Below are 18,951 nucleotides of genomic sequence, written 5' to 3' on the forward strand. Positions count from 1 at the left end.
CCGGTCCGGCAAGCGCGGTTAGGGGCGAACCGGGCGTCCCTCCGCGGCCGAACGCTGCGCGGCCTCGGTAAGGCGCACCGCCGCCACGGCATCCGCCGGGAGCAGCGGACCTGGAAGCTCCGGATCGCGCAGCGTAGCCAGGAAGTGTGCGGCCGCGCGGGCAAACGGAGCCAGGCGGTCATCGGCGCGCTCGATCAGCGGCTCATACCGGTCATTTCCCGCGCGGCACAGCCCCGGGAGCGGGCGACGCGAGGCCTCAAAGGAGACCGTGGCGGCATCACCGATCACGTCAAACCCGGATTCAAACCCCGGGAACGGCGCGTCCCAGGAGCCCTCGATCCGGCTCACCGCACCGCTCCGATGGGTCAGCACGGCCACCGCCGAGGTCGCCAGGCCCGGATGCACGCTCGAGCGCCCCGAGACCGTGGCCGAGACGCTCTCCACCTCGCCCGCGACCCAGCGCGCAAAGTCCATATCGTGCACCATCAGGTCCGCGATCACTCCCCCGGATTTGGCGGCATCGGCAAACCAGGGACGCGTGCCCGTCGGTGAGGAGGAGAGCCGGGTGAGCCGCAGCAGGATCGGCTCGCCGATCCGCCCCAGCGCCACCGCCTCGCGCGCCGCGGCATAGGCCGAGTGGAAACGCAGCACCTGTCCCACCTGAAACGGCACCCCGCGCGTGGCAAAAACCCGCACCACATCCGCGGCCTCCTCCGCGGTACGCGCGAGGGGTTTTTCGCACATCGTTGGCAGCCCCGCATCGGCCGCCGCGAGCGCATAGGACACGTGACTATCGGTGGGGGTGCAGATATCCACCACATCCACGGCCGCGAAAAACGCCACGGTATCGGTGAATACCCGCGCGCGCTCGAGCCCCTCGGGGGCCGGCCTCTCGCTCCGGGCCAATACGGCCACCGGGGATACCCCGATGCGGTTCCAGGCCGCGGCATGGGTCTGCGCCATATGGCCCGTGCCGATGATGCCCACGCGGGGCTCGGGGAGGGGAGATAACCGGGTCATGAGGATCGCTTTCTACGCCGAAATTACGAATATTTAACAACCGCGGCCATCCGTCGCTCGGGCGACGGATGGCCGCGGGGATCGACCCCGGACTAGCGGCCGTTCTGACGCTGGGTCGCGTCGTGGACCTCGCCCACGAGCTCCTCGATAATGTCCTCCAGGAAGAGCACCCCGGTGGTATGCCCCTCGGCGTCCACCGCGCGCGCGAGGTGAGACCCCGAGCGACGCATGATCGCGAGCGCATCCTCCAGATCGGTATCCTCGGTGATCGAGACCAGGCGGCGAATGCGTTTGCCCGGGATCGGCTCCTCGGGCCCGTCCTCATCGCCTCCGGTATCAAAGCGCAGCACGTCCTTCAGGTGCAGATAGCCCAGCAGGGTGCCCTCGGCATCCACGATCACATAGCGGGAATAGCCCTTCTTGGCCACCGCGCGCTCCAGCCCCGAGGCCGTCACGCCCTCGGGCAGCGTCACCAGATCGGTGAGCGAGACCGCCACATCGGCGACCTTCTTGCCCGTGAACTCAAAGGCCGCGGTGAGCGCGCCCGAGGCATCCATCAGCACACCCTCACGCGTGGACTGGCTCACGATGGTGGCCACCTCATCCAGCGTGAACGTGGAGTTGGCCTCGTCCTTGGGCACCACCTTGAGCGCGCGCAGGATCGCATTGGCCGTGGCATTAAGCGTCCAGATCACCGGCTTAAAGATGCGGGCGATAAAGACCAGCGGCGGCGCGAGGATCAGCACCGCGCGATCCGGAACCGAGAACGACAGGTTCTTCGGCACCATCTCGCCAAAGACCACGTGCAGATAGGACACCAGCAGCAGCGTCACGATAAACGCGATGGTGCCGATGACCGGTTCCGGCCAGCCGGTGAGGGCCAGCGGGTATCCCAGCAGGTGGTGAATCGCCGGCTCGGAGACGTTCAGGATCAGCAGCGAACACACCGTGATACCCAGCTGGCAGGCGGCGAGCATCAGCGTGGCGTGTTCCATCGCCCAGAGCGCGGTGATCGCGCTGCGCTTGCCCTGCTCGGCGAGCGGCTCGATCTGCGAACGCCGCGCTGAAATCACGGCAAACTCGGCACCCACAAAGAAAGCGTTGCCCAGGAGCAGCACCACCAGCCAGGCTATTCCCGCCCAGTCGCTCATCGCTTCTCCCCCGTTCGAGAACCCTCGCCGCGTTTACGCTGCGGCCGCCCGCGCGAACCCGGGGGAATCGCGACGGTATCGGTGGCGGGGCTATTTTCGGCATCGCGCAGGCCCTCGGCGGGCATCAGCTCGGCGGGGGCCGCGGGATGTGATTCGGCGGCAATCGCCTCGGAGGAACGGAACCGGATGCGGTCCACCCGGTGGCCGTCCATGCGCTCCACCCGGAACGTACCCTCGGGCACGGCCACCTCGGCACCCACCTCGGGCAGGCGCCCCAGTTCGGAGATCAGGAAACCGGCCACGGTCTCATAGGGGCCGTCCTCCGGCACGTGGATTCCGGTGCGTTCCAGGAGCTCATCGGGGCGCAGGCTGCCGGGGAACACCACACCCTCGATCGAGCGCACAACCCCGGCGCTGGTGCGGTCATGCTCATCGGAGACCTCGCCGACGATCTCCTCCACCAGATCCTCCAGCGTGGCCACCCCCGCGGTTCCGCCGTATTCGTCCACCACAATCGCCATCTGGAAGCCGCGCCCGCGCAGCTCCCCCAGCAGGGTGTCCAGGCGCATGGTCTCGGGAACACGCAGCACCTCAAATTGCAGGGCCGAGACGGGCACATCGGCGCGTTTTTCGCGCGGCACCGAGATGGCCTGCTTAATGTGGACCAGCCCCACGATATCGTCGATGTCCTCGTCGATCACGGGGAACCGGGAAAAGCCGGTCTCGCGCGCGAGATCCAGCACTGCCTGTGCCGGGGCGGTGCGCTCCACGGCAACCACCCGCAGCCGCGGCGTCATCACATCGGAGGCATCGTGCGTGGAGAATTGCAGGGTGCGATCCAGCAGGGTCGCGGTGTCCTTTTCCAGCGTGCCGGCGCCCGCGGAGCGGCGCACGAGGCTCGAGAGCTCCTCGGCGGTGCGCGCACCGGAGAGTTCCTCCTTGGGCTCGATGCCAAACGAACGCAACACGCCGTTGGCACTTCCGTTAAGCACACTGACAGCGGGTTTAAAGACTGAGGTAAACGTGGTCTGGAACGGCATCACGATCCGGGCCGTGGCCAGGGGAAGCGCAAGCGCCAGGTTTTTGGGCACCAGCTCGCCGATGATCATCGAGATCAGTGTGGCGATCACGATGGCCAGGACCGAGCACAGCGGCCCCACCGCGGCGGGGTCCACCCCCCAGGAGATAAACGGATCCGCGAGGAGCCGGGAGATACCGGGCTCAAGCGTATAACCGGCCAGCAGCGTGGTGAGCGTGATGCCCAGCTGTGCGCTGGAGAGATGCGTGGAGGTGTGTTTTAGCGCACCGATGGTGCGACCCAGCTTGGGTTCGCCCCGATCGCGGCGCGCCTCAAGCTCGGAGCGATCAAGATTCACGAGCGCAAACTCGGAGGCCACAAATAAACCGGTGCCCACGGTGAGAAGCAGACCTATGCCCAGCAATACCCATTCGGACACCGGATCGCCTCCCCTCGGGGGGTCACGGGCGTGGCCGTAGGAGCAGATGCCGGGCGATGTTGATGGCCGGGCCGGGAAGAAGAAGGAGGAGGGTCGTCCATTGTGCCCCCAAGCATAGTCAATCCCGAGGGCGAATGCACGGGATAATTCGCGAACTGGCCGCGCCAGACTTGCCCGCGTACCCGGAAAAAGGTTTAGGCTAGTTAGTTAGAAGTGCAGTGTCGCGATCAACGATGCTGAATTCGCAAGTCACGGAGAGAGTGGTGGTCTGGCGGTGTCAAGCCAGTTGACCGGAGTCGGAGCCCAAGACGGTTCGTCCGGAGAGTTCGGAGCTAACGAATGGCTCGTCGATGAACTTTATGAAAAGTTCGTTGTCGATAAAAATTCGGTAGATAAGTCATGGTGGCCCACGCTGGAGAGTTATCACCAGCAGAAGTCCACCGCGGCCGAACCGGCGGGGGCTGCCCAAGCCCACCCGGTCACGGCCCCGATTCCGGTGCTGGGGGCCCAACCCGTCGCGAAGACCACGTCTCGTGGTCCCTCGCCCGCTCCCATCCCCGCGGATGCGCCGCTCGCGCCGAAGAAGGCCGAGCCCGCCGCAACCGATGAGCCGGCACAGGCGCCGGAGGATGTTGTCACGCCGCTGCGCGGAATGGCAAAAACCCTGGCCAAAAACATGGATGCCTCGGTAGCGGTCCCCACCGCCACCAGTGTGCGCACCATCCCGGCCAAGCTGATGATCGATAACCGCATCGTCATCAATAACCACCTCGCCCGCACCCGCGGCGGCAAGGTCAGCTTCACCCACCTCATCGGGTGGGCGCTCATCCAGGCGCTCAAGGAAACCCCCACCCAGAATGTCTTCTACGCAGAGGTAGACGGCAAGCCCAGCGTGGTGGCCCCGGCCCATGTGAACCTCGGCATTGCGATCGACGTTCCCAAGCCCGATGGCACGCGTTCCCTCGTGGTTCCGTCCATCAAGGCCGCCGATACGATGACGTTCAGCGAATACCTCGCTGCCTATGAGGACCTCATCAAGCGGGGCCGGGCCAATAAGCTCGGAATGCCCGATTATGCGGGTACCACCATCTCACTGACCAACCCCGGCGGAATCGGAACCGTGCACTCGGTTCCGCGCCTGATGTCGGGCCAGGGATGCATCATCGGTGCCGGAGCACTCGACTATCCCGCCGAGTTCCAGGGCGCGAGCCAGAAGACGCTCACCGATCTCGGCATCGGCAAGACCATCACCCTCACCAGCACCTACGATCACCGCGTGATCCAGGGCGCCGGCTCGGGCGAGTTCCTGAAGCGTGTGCACGAGCTGCTGCTGGGCCAGCGCGAATTCTATAGCGATATTTTTGCCGCTCTGCGCATTCCCTATGACCCCATCAAGTGGGCACCGGATATCTCCGTGGACGTGAGCGATAACCTCAATAAGACGTCTCGTGTGCAGGAGCTCATCAACGCATTCCGCGTACGCGGCCACCTCATGGCCGATGTGGATCCGCTGGAATACGTGCAGCGCAGCCACCCCGACCTCGATATCGCAAGCCACGGCCTCACCTTCTGGGACCTGGACCGCGAGTTTGTCACGGGCGGCCTCGGTGGCACCCCCACCGCAAAGCTGCGCGATATCCTCGGCGTGCTGCGCGACTCCTACTGCCGTACCATCGGCATGGAGTATATGCACATCCAGAACCCCACCGAGCGTAAGTGGCTGCAGGAGCAGGTGGAGCGGCCCTATGCCAAGCCCACCCGCGATGAGCAGCTGCGTATCCTCGGCAAGCTCAACGAGGCCGAGGCCTTCGAGACCTTCCTGCAGACCAAATACGTGGGGCAGAAGCGCTTCAGCCTGGAGGGTGGCGAGTCCACCATCGCCCTGCTGGATGCCATTCTTGCGGGTGCCGCCGGTGCCGGCCTGGATGGCGCCGCCATCGGTATGGCCCACCGCGGTCGCCTGAACGTGCTCACCAATATCGCGGGAAAGACCTACGGTCAGATCTTCCGCGAGTTTGAGGGCAAGGTCAACGATAATTCCTCCGGCTCGGGTGACGTAAAGTACCACCTCGGTACCGAGGGCATCTTCCGCAGCGCCGAGGGTGAGGAGCTGCCGGTATATCTGGCCGCGAACCCCTCGCACCTGGAGGCCGTGGACGGCGTCCTGGAGGGTATCGTCCGCGCCAAGCAGGACCGCCAGCCCATCGGCACGTTCACCACGTTGCCGATCCTCGTGCACGGTGACGCCGCGATGGCCGGACAGGGTGTGGTCCTCGAGACCATGCAGATGTCGCAGCTGCGCGGTTACCGCACGGGTGGCACCATCCACGTGGTGGTTAATAACCAGGTGGGCTTCACCACCACGCCGGGTGAGGGTCGCACCTCCACCTATTCCACCGATGTGGCCAAGACCATTCAGGCGCCGATCTGGCACGTGAACGGCGATGATCCCGAGGCCGTGGTGCGCGTGGCCGAACTCGCGTTTGAGTTCCGTCAGAAGTTCCATAAGGATGTTGTCATCGACCTCATCTGCTACCGCCGCCGCGGTCATAACGAGGGTGACGATCCCTCGATGACCCAGCCGCTGATGTATAACCTCATCGAGGCCAAGCGCAGCGTCCGCAAGCTCTATACCGAGGCCCTGGTTGGTCGCGGCGATATCACTCAGGACGAGTACGACGCCGCGCACCGCGATTTCCAGGAGCGCCTCGAGCGGGCCTTCATGGAGACGCACGCCGCGCAGACCTCCTCGAATACCATCGTTCTTCCCTCTGCCACGGAGCAGGACGACGACGGCTATACGGGAGAGCCCGCGACCACGGGTGTGGCCGAGGCCGTTGTGCAGCAGATCGGTGACGCCTTTAACAACAAGCCCGAGGGCTTCACGGTGCACCCGAAGCTGCAGCAGCTGCTGCAGAAGCGCCTCGATATGAGCCGCAACGGCAATATCGACTGGGGCTTTGGCGAGCTGCTCGCCCTCGGTTCTCTGCTGCTTGAGGGCACCCCGGTGCGCATGAGCGGCCAGGACAGCCGCCGCGGTACGTTTGTGCAGCGTCACGCCGTCCTGCACGACCGCGTAAACGGTCAGGAGTGGCTGCCCCTCGTGAACCTATCCGAGTCGCAGGCGCGGTTCTGGATCTACGACTCGCTGCTGAGCGAGTATGCGGTCATGGGCTTCGAATACGGCTATTCGGTGGAGCGTCCCGATGCACTCGTGCTGTGGGAGGCGCAGTTTGGTGACTTCACCAACGGCGCGCAGACCATCATCGATGAGTTCATCGCCTCGGCCGAGCAGAAGTGGGGCCAGCGTTCGAGCGTTGTGCTGCTGCTGCCGCACGGCTACGAGGGCCAGGGTCCCGACCACTCCTCGGCCCGGATCGAACGCTTCCTGCAGCTCGCGGCGGAAAACAACATGACCGTGGCGCGCCCGTCCACCCCGGCCTCGTATTTCCACCTGCTGCGCCGTCAGGCCTATGCGCGTCCCCGCCGCCCGCTGATCGTCTTCACCCCGAAGGCCATGCTGCGTCTGCGCGGAGCCACGAGCGAGATTGCCGATTTCACCACCGGCAAGTTTGAGCCCGTGCTGGATGATGCCCGGATCTCCGATAAGTCGGCCGTGACCCGCGTGCTGCTGCACGCCGGCAAGATCCACTGGGATCTGGCCGGGGAGCTCGCGAAGAACCCCAACGAGAAGATCGCCCTGGTGCGGGTTGAGCAGTATTACCCGCTGCCCAAGGACGAGCTGGCATCGGTTATCGCCGAGTATCCCAATGCGGAACTGGTCTGGGTTCAGGATGAGCCGGAAAACCAGGGAGCCTGGCCGTTTATCGCCCTGGAGGCCACGAAGCACCTCGGCGGTCGCCCGGTGCGCGTGATCTCCCGGGCCGCGGCGGCCTCGCCCGCCACGGGTTCGGCCAAGCGTCACGCGGCCGAGCAGGCAGACATCATGGAGCGCGCCCTGACCCTCTAGTCGGTTGTGTCTTCCCGTGAAGCGGGCCCCGAACCCCTGGTTCGGGGCCCGCTTCCGTGTATATTGCCAGGCTTCTGCGGCATCAGCGAGTGAAAATACTCCGCGCGCGCGGGCGGCGGTCTCCTAAACTAAACCCATGGAATTTGCCCTCATCCTCGTTTTTGGCGTGTTCATCCTGGTCCTGGTGAATGTTTTTGCCAAGCGGCTCGGCGTGGCCGCCCCGCTGATCCTGGTCCTGGTGGGGGTGGGCATGAGCTTCCTCCCCTGGATGCCCGATCATTTCCAGGTGGACCCCTCGGTGGTCCTGGTGGTGGTGCTGCCCCCGCTGCTGTACTCCTCCGCGGTGAACGTCCCGCTGCTGGATTTCCGCCGCAATGTGGGGGCGATCGGCTGGCTCTCGTTTGTCCAGGTCATCATCACTGCCGTCCTGATCGGGCTGCTGCTCACCTGGTTGATCCCTGGCCTGGGCCTCGCGCTGGGCATCGCCCTGGGTGCCGTGGTGAGCCCCACCGATGCGGTGGCCGCCACCTCGATTGCCAAGCGGCTGGGCCTGCCGCCGCGGCTGGTCACGGTACTCGAGGGTGAGAGCCTCGTGAACGACGCCTCGGCCCTGGTGCTCCTGCGCACCGCGGTGGCCGCCACCGCGGGTGCCGTCTCGCTCTGGGGCGCCGCGGGCGACTTTATCTATGCGGCCCTCGCCGCCATCGCGATGGGCATCGTGGTGGGCTATCTTACGGTCTGGATTCGCTCCAAGATCAGCGATTCCGTCCTCACCACGGCGCTGTCCTTTGCGGTGCCGTTTGTGGCCTATATTCCCGCCGAGGAGATCCATGCCTCGGGTGTGCTCTCGGTGGTGGTGGCCGGGCTGATCACGGGCCATCGCGGGGCCAAATATTTCCGCGCGCAGGATCGGGTGAGCGAGCGCCTGAACTGGCGCACCGTGCAGTTCCTCCTCGAAAACGGCGTGTTCCTGGTGATGGGAATGCAGCTTAACGGGCTCCTCGCCGATTCCCGCGCGGGTGATACCGGCACCGTCTGGACCATCGTGGTGGGGCTCATCGTCACGGGCGTCCTCATCGTGATGCGCATCGTTTTTGTGGCACCGATGATCGCGAAGATGCGCTCCGAGGGCCGCCGGGCCGAGGCGATGGGGCCGCGGCTGGACAGCGTCCGCAGCAAGCTGGAGCAGGTCAGTGGTGAGCGCTGGGACGATAAGCGCAAGGCCAAGGCCCGGCGCATGCTTAACCGCCGCAGCGCCGATATCTCCTTCCTCACGCGCGAGGGCCTGAGCTGGCGCGGTGGGGCCGTAATCGCCTGGTCGGGCATGCGCGGTGTGGTCACGCTCGCGGCCGCTCAATCGCTTCCGCTGGATACCCCGCATCGTGCCGAGCTGGTGCTGATCGCGTTCACCGTGGCGTTTATGACCCTCATGGTGCAGGGCGGCACGCTCCCATGGCTGATCCGCACGCTCGGGGTCTCCGGCCCCACCGCGGAGGCGCAGAAGCGCGAGCTGACCAGCCTCCTGGAGGAGATCACCAGCGTGAGTGATGCCGCGCTGGATAACCCCGATCTGCGCCGGCCCGATGGTCAGCGCTATCACCCCGAGGTGATCGAGCGGGTGCGCAAGCAAACCCACGTGCAAAATAAGTGGATCAACGCCGCCACGGCCCCCGCGGCCGAGGCCGGAATGACCGCCGCGGAGGAGTATCGCGCGCTGCGCCGCGAGATCCTCGACGTGCAGCGCAGCGCCCTGCTGGATGCACGGTCCACGGGAAATTACAGCTCGCCGCGGCTCTCGGTGGTGCAGCATCTGCTGGACAACGAGGATATCGTGCTGGATGCCTCGGGCAGCAAGGAGCATTAGCCCCGCCCAAAACGGCCCCCGCCCACCCGCAGAGCGGGGCGGGCGGGGGCCGTTTTATGGCGCCGGGGCTAGCCGAGGAGGGCGCGCGCCTGTGCCGCCGCGCCCACGGCCACCGCGCGGCCACCGAGCAGGGACGGGGTCACGCTGACCACGCCGCCGGTCACGGGCGGATGCTCGGCAATATAGGCGTCGATGCCGCCCGAGATCTGGGCCCAGGCTCCGGCCACGCCGCCACCCACCACGAGATGGGTGATATCCAGCATCACGGCGAGGCTGACCGCCGCCTGGCCCACCATGAGGCCGGCCTCGTGCAGCACCGCACGCGCATCGGCATCGTGATCCGAGCGCGCGGCAATCTCCGCACCGCCCAGGTCCGCTCCGCCGCGTTCGCGATAGCGCCGCGCGATCGACCTGCCCGAGGCGATCGATTCCAGGTGTCCGTATTGGCCACATGTGCACGGCTCCTCGGGGAACCCGGGAACCACAAAACCGGGGGTATGACCCAGCTCGCCGGCGGCGCCGTGCGGGCCGTCCCAGAGCCGGTCATCCAGATAGAGGGCCCCGCCCACGCCGGTGCCCAGCGTGATGCCCGCAACATTGCTCAGCCCGCGCGCGGAGCCGTGGGCCACCTCGCCCAAGAGGAACGCGTTGACGTCGTTCACGAGGGCATTGGGCACCCCGAATGCGTGATCCAGGGTGGCCCCCACATCAAATCCGGCCCAGCCGCTGAACGTGGAGCTCGCGGCCACCACGGTGCGCGTGATCGGATCCACCACGCCCGCCGCACCGATCCCCACCGCGGTCACGGTGAGCCCGCGGTCGGCGGCCAGATCGCGCGTGAGGCCCACGGCGAGGTTCATCATGGCGCGGCCGCTCTCGGCCGCGGGCGTCGCGGCCGAGGCCTCGGCCAGCACCTCGCCCGCCGCGTCGATCAGCACCACGGAGGTGGAGGTGCCGCCGATGTCCACACCGGCGACCACCTCGGGGTATCCGCTCACGCGGTCTGTCCGCTCAGCACGCCGCGGGCGGCACGGCGGCGCGCCTGCTCAACCGGATCGGGCGAGGGTGCCGAGGCCAGCAGCCTCTTGCTATAGGGGTGTTGCGGGCGCACCAGCACCTCGTCTCCGAGGCCTGTCTCCACGATCTGCCCCTGCAGCATCACGGCCACGCGGTGCGAAATATCGTGCACCACGGCGAGGTCGTGGCTGATGAACAGGCACGCAAAGCCATAGCGTTCCTGGAGTTCGCGCAGCACCGCGAGCACACTGGCCTGCACCGATACGTCCAGGGCGCTTGTGGGCTCATCGGCGATGATCAGGCCGGGCTCCAGCGCAATCGAGCGCGCCAGGCCCACCCGCTGGCGCTGCCCACCCGAGAGCTCATGCGGATAGCGATCGGCAAAATCGCGCGGGAGTTCCACGGCGTCAAGCAGCTCGGCCACGCGCTCGCGGCGCAGGGCCGCACTCGCGCGCTTGCCGCGCCAGCCGTGAACCGCGAGCGGCTCGGCGATGCACTGGGCGATGGTCATGCGCGGGTCCAGGGAGGAACCCGGGTCCTGGAAGATCACGCCCACGCGGGAGCGCGCCTCGCGCTCGGCCCGGTTCAGCAGCGCGCGATCGCGCACGGGCCGACCAAAGATTTCCACGCTGCCGGAGGCGAGCGGCGCAAGCCCCAGCGCGGCGCGGCCGAGCGTGGACTTGCCCGATCCGCTCTCGCCCACCAGGCCCAGAATCTCGCCCGTGGCGATGCTCAGGCTCACGCCGTCCAGCGCCTTAAACGTGGAGCGTTTGCGGGTATATTCCACGGTGGCATCGCGCATATCCAGCGCGAGTTCAGTGCGCTGCGCGGGGGCCGGCACGGGCTCCTCGCGTTCGCGGATCAGCAGCGCCTGTGCCTCCGCGCGGGCCTCGGCCTCGCCGGGAACGGCGCTGCCCGCGGGAATCTCGGTACCGGCGATCTCGTTCCACGCCGCCTCGGGCAGGCGCGGCACGGCGTCCAGCAGGCGGCGCGAATACTCGGCCTGCGGGTGCAGCAGGATTTCGCGCGCGGGGCCCTCCTCCACGAGGTCTCCGCGGTACATCACGGCCACGCGGTCGGCAACATCCGCGACCACGCCCATGTTGTGGGTGACCAGCAGGAACGCGGTATTGGAGGAGCCGGCCGCGAGTTCGCGGATCAGGTCAAGAATCTCGGCCTGCACCGTAACATCCAGGGCGGTCGTGGGCTCATCGGCGATGATCACGCGCGGGTTGCAGGCGAGGGCGATCGCGATGACCACGCGCTGGCGCTGCCCGCCGGACATCTCGTGCGGGAAGCCCTGCGCGCGGCGCTCGGGCTCGGGGATACCCACGCGGCGCAGCAGCTCCACGGCGCGATCCCAGGCCTCGTCCTTGGGGCAGATCTTATGGTTCAGGAGCGATTCCGTGAGCTGATCGCCGATGCGCATCGTGGGGTTCAGGGCCGTCATCGGCTCCTGGAAGACCATCGAAATATCGCCACCGCGCACGTCGTTCATCTCGTGCTCGCTCAGCGTGGCCAGGTCCTTCCCGTCGAAGGTGATGCTGCCGCCCACGCGGGCGGTGCCCGGCAGCAGGCGCAGGATCGCCATCGAGGTGACGGATTTTCCGGAGCCCGATTCGCCCACCAGGGCCAAAACCTCGCCCGGGTAGAGGTCGAGGCTAAGCCCCTTCACGGCGGGAATCACGCCGTTATCGGTGTGGAAGTCCACGGTGAGATCGTTAATGCTCAGCACGGGTGTGCGGTCCTGAGCTTCCTTGGGGGTGCTCACTTGAGGCGTCCCTTCACGTCGAAGTAGTCACGGAGGCCGTCGCCGATGCAGTTAAAGGCCACGACCACCAGCACGATGCAGAATCCGGCGGGCAGGATAAGCCACCATGCCCCGGAATAGGTATAGGAGATGCCGCTGGTGAGCATGGCACCCCAGTCGGTCGCGGGCTTCTGCACGCCCATGCCGAGGAAGGAGATATAGGCCACAAGCAGGATGGCGTCGGCCACCTGGAACGTGGCGTTCACGATGATTGTGCCCACCGAGTTGGGGATGATGTGTCGCACCACGGCGCGGGAGTGGGTGCCACCCATGGCCTTAATCGCGAGCACGTATTCGCGGGATTTCAGCGAGATGGACTCGGCGCGCACGAGGCGGGCCGGAACCAGCCAGGACACCAGGCCGATCACCAGGATCATCAGCGGCACGCTGGGCCGGGCGATCGTGGAGATGATCAGCAGCAGGAAGGTCGCGGGGATCGCGATACCGGCGTCCACGATGCGCATCATGACCGCGTCCACCCAGCCGCCAACATAGCCGGCGACGGCGCCCCAGAGGGAGCCCACGAGGGTCGCGAGCACACCCGCCGCAAGGCCGATGGTGATCGAGGTTTGGCCGGCGATCATGAGGCGTCCGAGCACGTCATAGCCCACGTCGTCGGTGCCCAGCGGGTGGCCGTTCACGCCGGGCTTAAGCGATGCCTCGGAGAGGTTGGTATGCACCTGATCGGTCTGATAGAACAGCGGGCCGAGGAAGCAGAACAGCACAAAGAAGGCGAGGACAACCACGCCAAAGAGCGCAAGACGGTTGGAGGTGAAGCGCGCCAGCGCGCGGTTTCCGGGTTTTTTCGCGCTCAGCGCGGGTGTTGCGGTCACGATTTTTCTCCTCGCGCGAGTGCTGCGGTGAACTGGGGGAATACACGGGTCATTAGGACAGCTCCCCCCGGGTACGCGGATCCAGCAGGGCCTGAATCAGGTCGGCCAGCAGCGATCCAATAACCGTGGCGATCGCGATGATCAGCACACAACCGAGCAGGATCGGATAGTCCGAGGTCTGGGCGGCGCTCCAGAACAGCAGGCCCATTCCGGGGTAGTTGAACAGCGATTCGACCACGATCATGCCACCAAACATCACGGGCAGGTAGTAGCCGAACATCGCGATGACGGGGGTCAGGGAGTTGCGCACCACGTGCTCGGTGACCACGCGGCGATAGGACGTGCCCTTGGCCCGCGCGGTGCGCACATAGTCCTCGGAGAGGTTATCGATCGTGGCGGAGCGCATATAGCGCGAGAAGGTCGCGATGATACCGAGCGACATCGTGAGGATCGGCAGGATCAGGCCCGCGGGCTGGGAGAGCACCTCGCCCACGGTGGCGCCCTGCGGCGCCTGCGAGGGGAACCAGCGCAGCCACTGGCCAAAGACGATCACGAGGATCAGTCCCAGGAAGAAGGAGGGCGTGGAGTAGATCACAAAATTCCACGCGGTGAGGGCCACATCGGCGCCCTTGCCGCGGCGGGTGGCCTGGAAGATTCCCATGGGCAGGGCCACGGCGAGGGCCACCAGCATCGACAGCAGAGCCAGCACCATGGTCTTCGGGAGGCGCTGACCGATGGCCGAGGATACCGGCCGGTTCAGGGTGAACGAGGTCCCGAGGTCGCCGCGCAGCAGCTGCGCGAGGAAGTTCAGATATTGCTGCCACAGGGGCAGATCGAAGCCGTTCTTTTGGTTGAAGGCCTCGATCTGCTCCTGGGTTGCCTGCATTCCGAGGATCCCGAGTGCGGGACCGTTGGGTAGGGCGAGGTGCAGCAGGGCAAACACGATGAGCGTGACGATCAGGATGACTATCGCGGCCTGGAATAGACGCCGGGCCAGGAAGGTCCCGATCGACCCTCTCGGTTTTTTGATCTTGCTCACGGTGTTCCCTCTGCTTATTTAGTGGTGGATATTAGGACCCGGAAATTACTTCCAGGACCAGCGCTGCGGGTAGAACGAGGCACCCGGGTCCTGGGAACCGCCCAGGTCGAGACCGTTCTTGATGACCGAGACCTGGTAAACCGGGTTCGGCATCCACATCACGGGGAGGTCCTCGGCGAGCAGGGCCGAGTACTTCTTGGCGATGTCCTTATCGGTGGAGAAGGTCAGCGCGGTGATGAGCTCCTCGGCGGCCGGGTTATCGTACTGTCCGGCGTTCCACTTGGTGTCCTTGGCAAAGATGCGCTCACCGTTGGGGTAGGCGGAGAAATACCAGCTACCGGCGGTTCCGAAGAACACCAGCTCCCACTTGCACTCGCCGCCGGTCTTGCAGGACTGGGCCTCGGTGAGAACCGAGTCCAGCGGCACGGCGTCAATCGTCATCTTCACGCCGATCTTCTGCAGCGAGGACTGGATTTCGGCCATCATGTTATCGGTCTCCTGCGAGCCGTTCTGGGTGGTGACCACGATGTTCATTTCCTGGCCGGCGGGGATTCCCTCGCCACACTGACCGGCGCCGGTACCGGCGTTTTCACAGGTGAGGACACCGGCGGAGTTCTTGGCCCAGCCGTTATCGGTGAAGAGCTTTTCCGAGACCTTGGTATCAAAGGGGTAGGGGTTATTCTTCTGCTCATCGGAGAGGTAGTCGGTGGCCGGCTCCTGCGGGATCGGGCCATAGCCCGGCTTCGCGGCACCCTTCCAGATGACCTCGGAGATCGACTCCTGGTCGATAGCGTGCTGCAGTGCCTGACGCACGTAGAGCTGCTTATACACCGGGCCCATCACGGGGTTGGCGAAGTTATAGGGCATATAGGTGATCGACCAGCCGGTCCAGGGGTCCACGCGGTAGCCGAGGTCCTCAAACTGCTTCTTCGAGTCGAGCTGGGCGCTCGTGATATAGCCGTAGTCCACATCGCCGGCGCGCACGACGTTCATCTCGGCATCGGCCGAGGTGAAGGGCATGAACGTGACGTTCTTGATGCTGGGCTTATCGGTTCCGGTGTACTTCTCGTTGGCGGCGAGCTCCACCTGTCCGGCGTCGCTCCACTTGGCCACGGTATAGGGACCGGAGACGGTCTTCCACAGCGGGTTGCTGGCATAGGTGGACATGTCCTCGGCCTCGGAGAAGAGGTAGTCGAGGACCTTCTGTGCGCCCGCTTCATCGCGGTCGTAATCGCCGATCTTTTCATCGGCGGAGGTCTTATCCCACACGTGCTGAGGCATCGGGTAGATGAGGGTCAGCTGGTTGGCGAGGAGGAAGTCTTGGTTATAGACCTTATCGAACGTGAGGGTGAAGTTCTTCTCGTCGTTGATCTCAAACGCGGTGATGTTATCGGGCATATTGCCCGCGGAGTAGCCACCGATCTTGGTGTTGTTATAGCGCGCCAGGTTGTACCAGAACTCGACGTCGCGGCTCGTGACCGGGGTTCCGTCGGACCAGTCCAGGTCGGCGAGGGTGATCTGGACGGACTGGCCGTCCTCGGAGAACTTATAGCTCTCGGTTGCGGATGCCTTCTTATCCCACTCCATGACCCCGGAGGTGCCGTCGAACTCGAAGAGGGGAACCCACATGGTGGACTTCAGGGCCTTATTATGCGTGGCCATCTTATCGGGCGGGGACATCGGGAGCAGCCAGTTGGGGCCGGTTCCCGCCGGGAGCGCGTAGCTCACGGAGTCCTTGGACTCACCACCGTTACCGCCAGCGTTATCGGCCGAGCCACAGCCGGTAAGCACAAGCGCGGCCGCGGTCAGAGCGGCGGCCGTTGCCAGCCAGCTGCGCGTCGTTACAGTACGCATCAAACCTCCTTGTTTTGACAATGTGATCAATTCCACTAAGTTACTTCGATTAATGGGATAAGTACACAATGCCACGAAAAAACCGCGCGGAGAAGTCGGGCGTGTTACGGTCCGGTAACAACACGCGGGGTGCGCGGAATAATTCGCGGGTGCGGCCGCCGCCCCGCGGAGAGCACATGCCCGCTGCGGGACGCACCCCGCGGGGAAATACGGGGGCGTCGATAGGGCTCGGTGCCACCCGCGCTTTGCCGTGGTGCGGCCTGGCCGCGATTCGCGACCGCCGCCGGTTTCCCTAACGCCCCTCTCGCGGATAGCCCCTCGGTGTGCCCGGCCGCGGAACCCGGTTGCGGCGTGGACGCGGCGTTCGATTATCCGGTTACGTATCCCGGGTTCCCCCGATGCTCCCCGGCCGACCGGCCGCAAGAGAGACTTCTGGCCGCGTATATGCGGGGAAATCACCCCGGGAACCCGCCGGGCATAAAAAATACCGCCCGCCGCTGCACGGGCAGCGGCGGGCGGCTATCGGGGCTACGAGGCTACGGGCGGAGCAAGCCCACGAAGCGCGTGGCCAGCTCGCGGTTGGTCTCCCAGATCAGGCCGGGGCCGTTTTCGGCGGCCGAACCCAGCGAGGCTCCGGCCTCCGCGGCGCGCGAGGTGCGGGCCGAAAAATGCAGCGCACCCACCCCGGTCTCGCGGATCTCCACGGCATTTTCGGGGCGCAGCCCGCCGCCGGCCATGATCGTGATATCGCCCGCGTTCTCGGCGAGGATGCGCAGCTGCTCGCGCCCCTCGCCCACGGTATTGGCCCCACCCGAGGTGAGGACGCGACCGATACCGGCCTCCCGCAGCACATCCAGCGCCGCGAGCCGGTCGTCCAGATAGTCAAATGCGCGGTGCAGGGTCACATGGATTCCCGCGGCCGCGTCGACCAGGCGCGCGATGGCAGTGGTATCCAGCGCGCCGTTCTTCAGGGCCCCGATCACCACCCCGTCCACGCCGCGCCGCGCATAGGAGGCCACCTCGGCCACCATCACGTTGATCTCCTCGTCGGTATAGTCAAAGCCGCCGGCGCGCATGCGCACCAGCGGATGCACCTCGAGCGGGCGCGGGGCCTCGGCGGCCACCGCGAGCACGCTCTCCACCAGGCCGTCCGAGGGAGAGAGTCCCCCCACCTCCAGCGCCACACACAGCTCAACCCGGTCGATGCCCAGATCGGCGGCGATGCGGGCACCGCGGGGATCGCCGATGGCAAGCTCCAGCGTGACGGGGGCGGCGGTGTTTTGGGTCATGATGGGCTCTTCCTCTTGGCCGGGGCCGTTTCGGGTGGGTGATGAATATCACGCTACCGGGTTCGCGCGGGGGTGGCGCGCGCCGCCCCGGTACGGAGAACGGGGCCGGGCCGCGATCGCGCCCCGGCCCCGTTTATCCCTGCATTAGGGCAGGATGACCGCGTCGAGCGCGGGCTCGCTATCAAAGCCGTCAAACGGGAACATCGGGCGATCGATGCGGTGGTGGCCCAGGCGCTCCAGGTTCTGGTCCACGCCGCCCGGGGTGAGCGCAAGCGTCCAGCCGCGCTGCACGTCATATAGCGTGGGCTCCAGATAGCCGATCTTGGTCACGATGATATCCGCGGCCTCGGGATCCAGGCCAAGCGCCAGGAAATCGGCAACATCGTGATATGCCTTGCGGAACTCGGTCACGATGACACGCAGGCCACCCACCCGGATCACGGCGATGCGGCCCCCGGCGGGGTCCCCCGCGGTGAAGTTCTCCAGGATGCCCTCGATATGGGCGGGGCCGTGCGGGCCGGAGTCCACGCGGGCCCCGGCGTCCACGCTCACGGCATCGCCGATCTCATGGCCGGCCAGGATCTCGATCGCGGGGGCATCAAAGATCGATGCGATAAACGTGGTGGGGGAATCCTCGCCGGTGAGCTCGGGGGTATCCAGCAGGTGGGCGAGCGTCCAGGTCACGTCCCCGGTGCCGCCCGCGCCCGGGTTATCCCCCGAGTCGCTGATCAGATACGGGGTGGTCTCGCTCGCGAGTGCCCGCTGCACGGCCTCCTCCAGGGTGCCGGGGGGACCCACAAATTCGAATTCCTCGCGCACGTCCCAGAAGGCGCGGGCGAGGCTCTCGGCATGCGCGGCGATTATTTCCTCGTCATAGCCGGTGACCACCACGGTGGCATTACAGCGCGGCTCATCGGCCCAGGCATAACCCACCCAGATCGCGGCGTCCACCACGCTGGGATCGGCCTCAACCGCGGGGATGCGCTCATAGAGCCCCTTCGCGGGCTCCACCCGGGTGCTGGTCTTCTCACCCGGGAGCAGGATCGGCACGCGCACCCAGGCCTTAAGCGGCGAGGTGCCGCGGCGCAGGCAGTCCACGAGGTTCACGATCGCGCGATCGCGGGTCTCCCAGGCGTCCTCATGCGGCGCGAGCCGGAAACACGTGATCAGGTCCACGGACTCCAGGAGCGGCCTGGTGACGTTTCCGTGCAGGTCCATCGAGGCGGAGATCACGGTATCGGGGCCCACCAGGGCGCGCACGGCCGAGACGAACTCGCCCTCGGCATCGTCCATTCCGTCCACGCTCATGGCGCCGTGGATATCAAGGAAGACGCCGTCCAGCGGACCCTCGGCCAGCAGGGCGGACAGGCCGTCGAGGATGCGCCCGCGGATATCCGCGTAGACCTCGGCGAGCACGGGACCGCCGGGGATGGCGCGCGCGCCGAGCACGGGCAGCCAGTGCGCGGCGTCGCGCAGGGGTGTGCCGGGGGCGATCACGGCATAGCGGCTAACGAGGGCGTCGCCGTCGACGATGGGAAAGTCCCGGAACCCGGCGCGATGCGGCGAGAACGTGCTCGACTCGATGGCAAAACCGGCAATGGCGATGCGCGGCTTGCGCGCGGTTTTGGTAGTCATACCTCCAGCATT

Annotated in this window: 12 protein-coding genes; 2 read left to right on the forward strand and 10 right to left on the reverse strand. The window is 66.1% G+C overall.

From position 1 onward, the window contains the following. Positions 1–18 precede the first annotated feature (18 nt). The 3 genes from KXZ72_RS06380 to KXZ72_RS06390 form a co-directional block, all read right to left on the reverse strand. The gene (locus tag KXZ72_RS06380) at positions 19–1,020 is read right to left on the reverse strand and encodes a Gfo/Idh/MocA family protein (RefSeq protein WP_226083085.1); all 1,002 of its coding nucleotides are present in this window, start codon (positions 1,018–1,020) and stop codon (positions 19–21) included. 92 nt (positions 1,021–1,112) lie between these two features. Continuing rightward, a complete protein-coding gene (locus KXZ72_RS06385) occupies positions 1,113–2,171 on the reverse strand; it encodes a hemolysin family protein (protein WP_226083086.1) in 1,059 nt (352 codons plus the stop codon). Further along, on the reverse strand, positions 2,168–3,628 hold the full coding sequence (locus tag KXZ72_RS06390; RefSeq protein WP_226083087.1) for a hemolysin family protein: 1,461 nt from the start codon (positions 3,626–3,628) through the stop codon (positions 2,168–2,170). The genes KXZ72_RS06385 and KXZ72_RS06390 overlap by 4 nt, the downstream gene beginning before the upstream one ends. Positions 3,629–3,902: 274 nt before the next feature. Here KXZ72_RS06390 and KXZ72_RS06395 point away from each other — a divergent pair, with 274 nt between their 5' ends. Together KXZ72_RS06395 and KXZ72_RS06400 are read left to right on the forward strand one after the other, a co-directional pair. Next, positions 3,903–7,598, forward strand: a complete 3,696-nt coding sequence (locus tag KXZ72_RS06395) for a multifunctional oxoglutarate decarboxylase/oxoglutarate dehydrogenase thiamine pyrophosphate-binding subunit/dihydrolipoyllysine-residue succinyltransferase subunit (protein WP_226083088.1) — start codon at positions 3,903–3,905, stop codon at positions 7,596–7,598. A 136-nt stretch (positions 7,599–7,734) separates the two neighbouring features. After that, positions 7,735–9,462, forward strand: coding sequence for a cation:proton antiporter (locus tag KXZ72_RS06400; protein ID WP_226083089.1), 1,728 nt, complete (start codon positions 7,735–7,737; stop codon positions 9,460–9,462). Positions 9,463–9,530: 68 nt separating this feature from the next. Here the strand turns inward: KXZ72_RS06400 and KXZ72_RS06405 are convergent, their stop codons facing one another. The 7 genes from KXZ72_RS06405 to KXZ72_RS06435 all read right to left on the reverse strand — a co-directional run bounded on the left by KXZ72_RS06405 (position 9,531) and on the right by KXZ72_RS06435 (position 18,939). Continuing rightward, positions 9,531–10,460 (reverse strand): ROK family protein, encoded by a 930-nt coding sequence (locus tag KXZ72_RS06405; protein ID WP_226083090.1) that lies wholly within the window; start codon positions 10,458–10,460, stop codon positions 9,531–9,533. Then, positions 10,457–12,250 (reverse strand): ABC transporter ATP-binding protein, encoded by a 1,794-nt coding sequence (locus KXZ72_RS06410; RefSeq protein WP_226083093.1) that lies wholly within the window; start codon positions 12,248–12,250, stop codon positions 10,457–10,459. Before KXZ72_RS06410 ends, KXZ72_RS06405 begins: the two co-directional genes overlap by 4 nt. Continuing rightward, entirely contained in the window at positions 12,247–13,122 is an 876-nt protein-coding gene (locus KXZ72_RS06415) for an ABC transporter permease (RefSeq protein ID WP_226083094.1), read from the reverse strand. Before KXZ72_RS06415 ends, KXZ72_RS06410 begins: the two co-directional genes overlap by 4 nt. A 52-nt stretch (positions 13,123–13,174) precedes the next feature. Next, positions 13,175–14,161, reverse strand: coding sequence for an ABC transporter permease (locus KXZ72_RS06420; protein ID WP_226083095.1), 987 nt, complete (start codon positions 14,159–14,161; stop codon positions 13,175–13,177). Between the two features lie 45 nt (positions 14,162–14,206). Next, positions 14,207–16,015, reverse strand: coding sequence for a peptide ABC transporter substrate-binding protein (locus KXZ72_RS06425; RefSeq protein WP_226083096.1), 1,809 nt, complete (start codon positions 16,013–16,015; stop codon positions 14,207–14,209). A 536-nt stretch (positions 16,016–16,551) separates the two neighbouring features. Then, a complete protein-coding gene (locus KXZ72_RS06430) occupies positions 16,552–17,304 on the reverse strand; it encodes a copper homeostasis protein CutC (RefSeq protein WP_226083098.1) in 753 nt (250 codons plus the stop codon). Positions 17,305–17,448: 144 nt separating this feature from the next. Continuing rightward, positions 17,449–18,939: a M81 family metallopeptidase gene (locus KXZ72_RS06435; RefSeq protein ID WP_226083099.1), complete on the reverse strand. Its 1,491-nt coding sequence runs from the start codon at positions 18,937–18,939 to the stop codon at positions 17,449–17,451. Positions 18,940–18,951 lie beyond the last annotated feature (12 nt).

This window comes from Mycetocola spongiae, assembly GCF_020424085.1.
Taxonomy (GTDB): Bacteria; Actinomycetota; Actinomycetes; order Actinomycetales; family Microbacteriaceae; genus Mycetocola; species Mycetocola spongiae.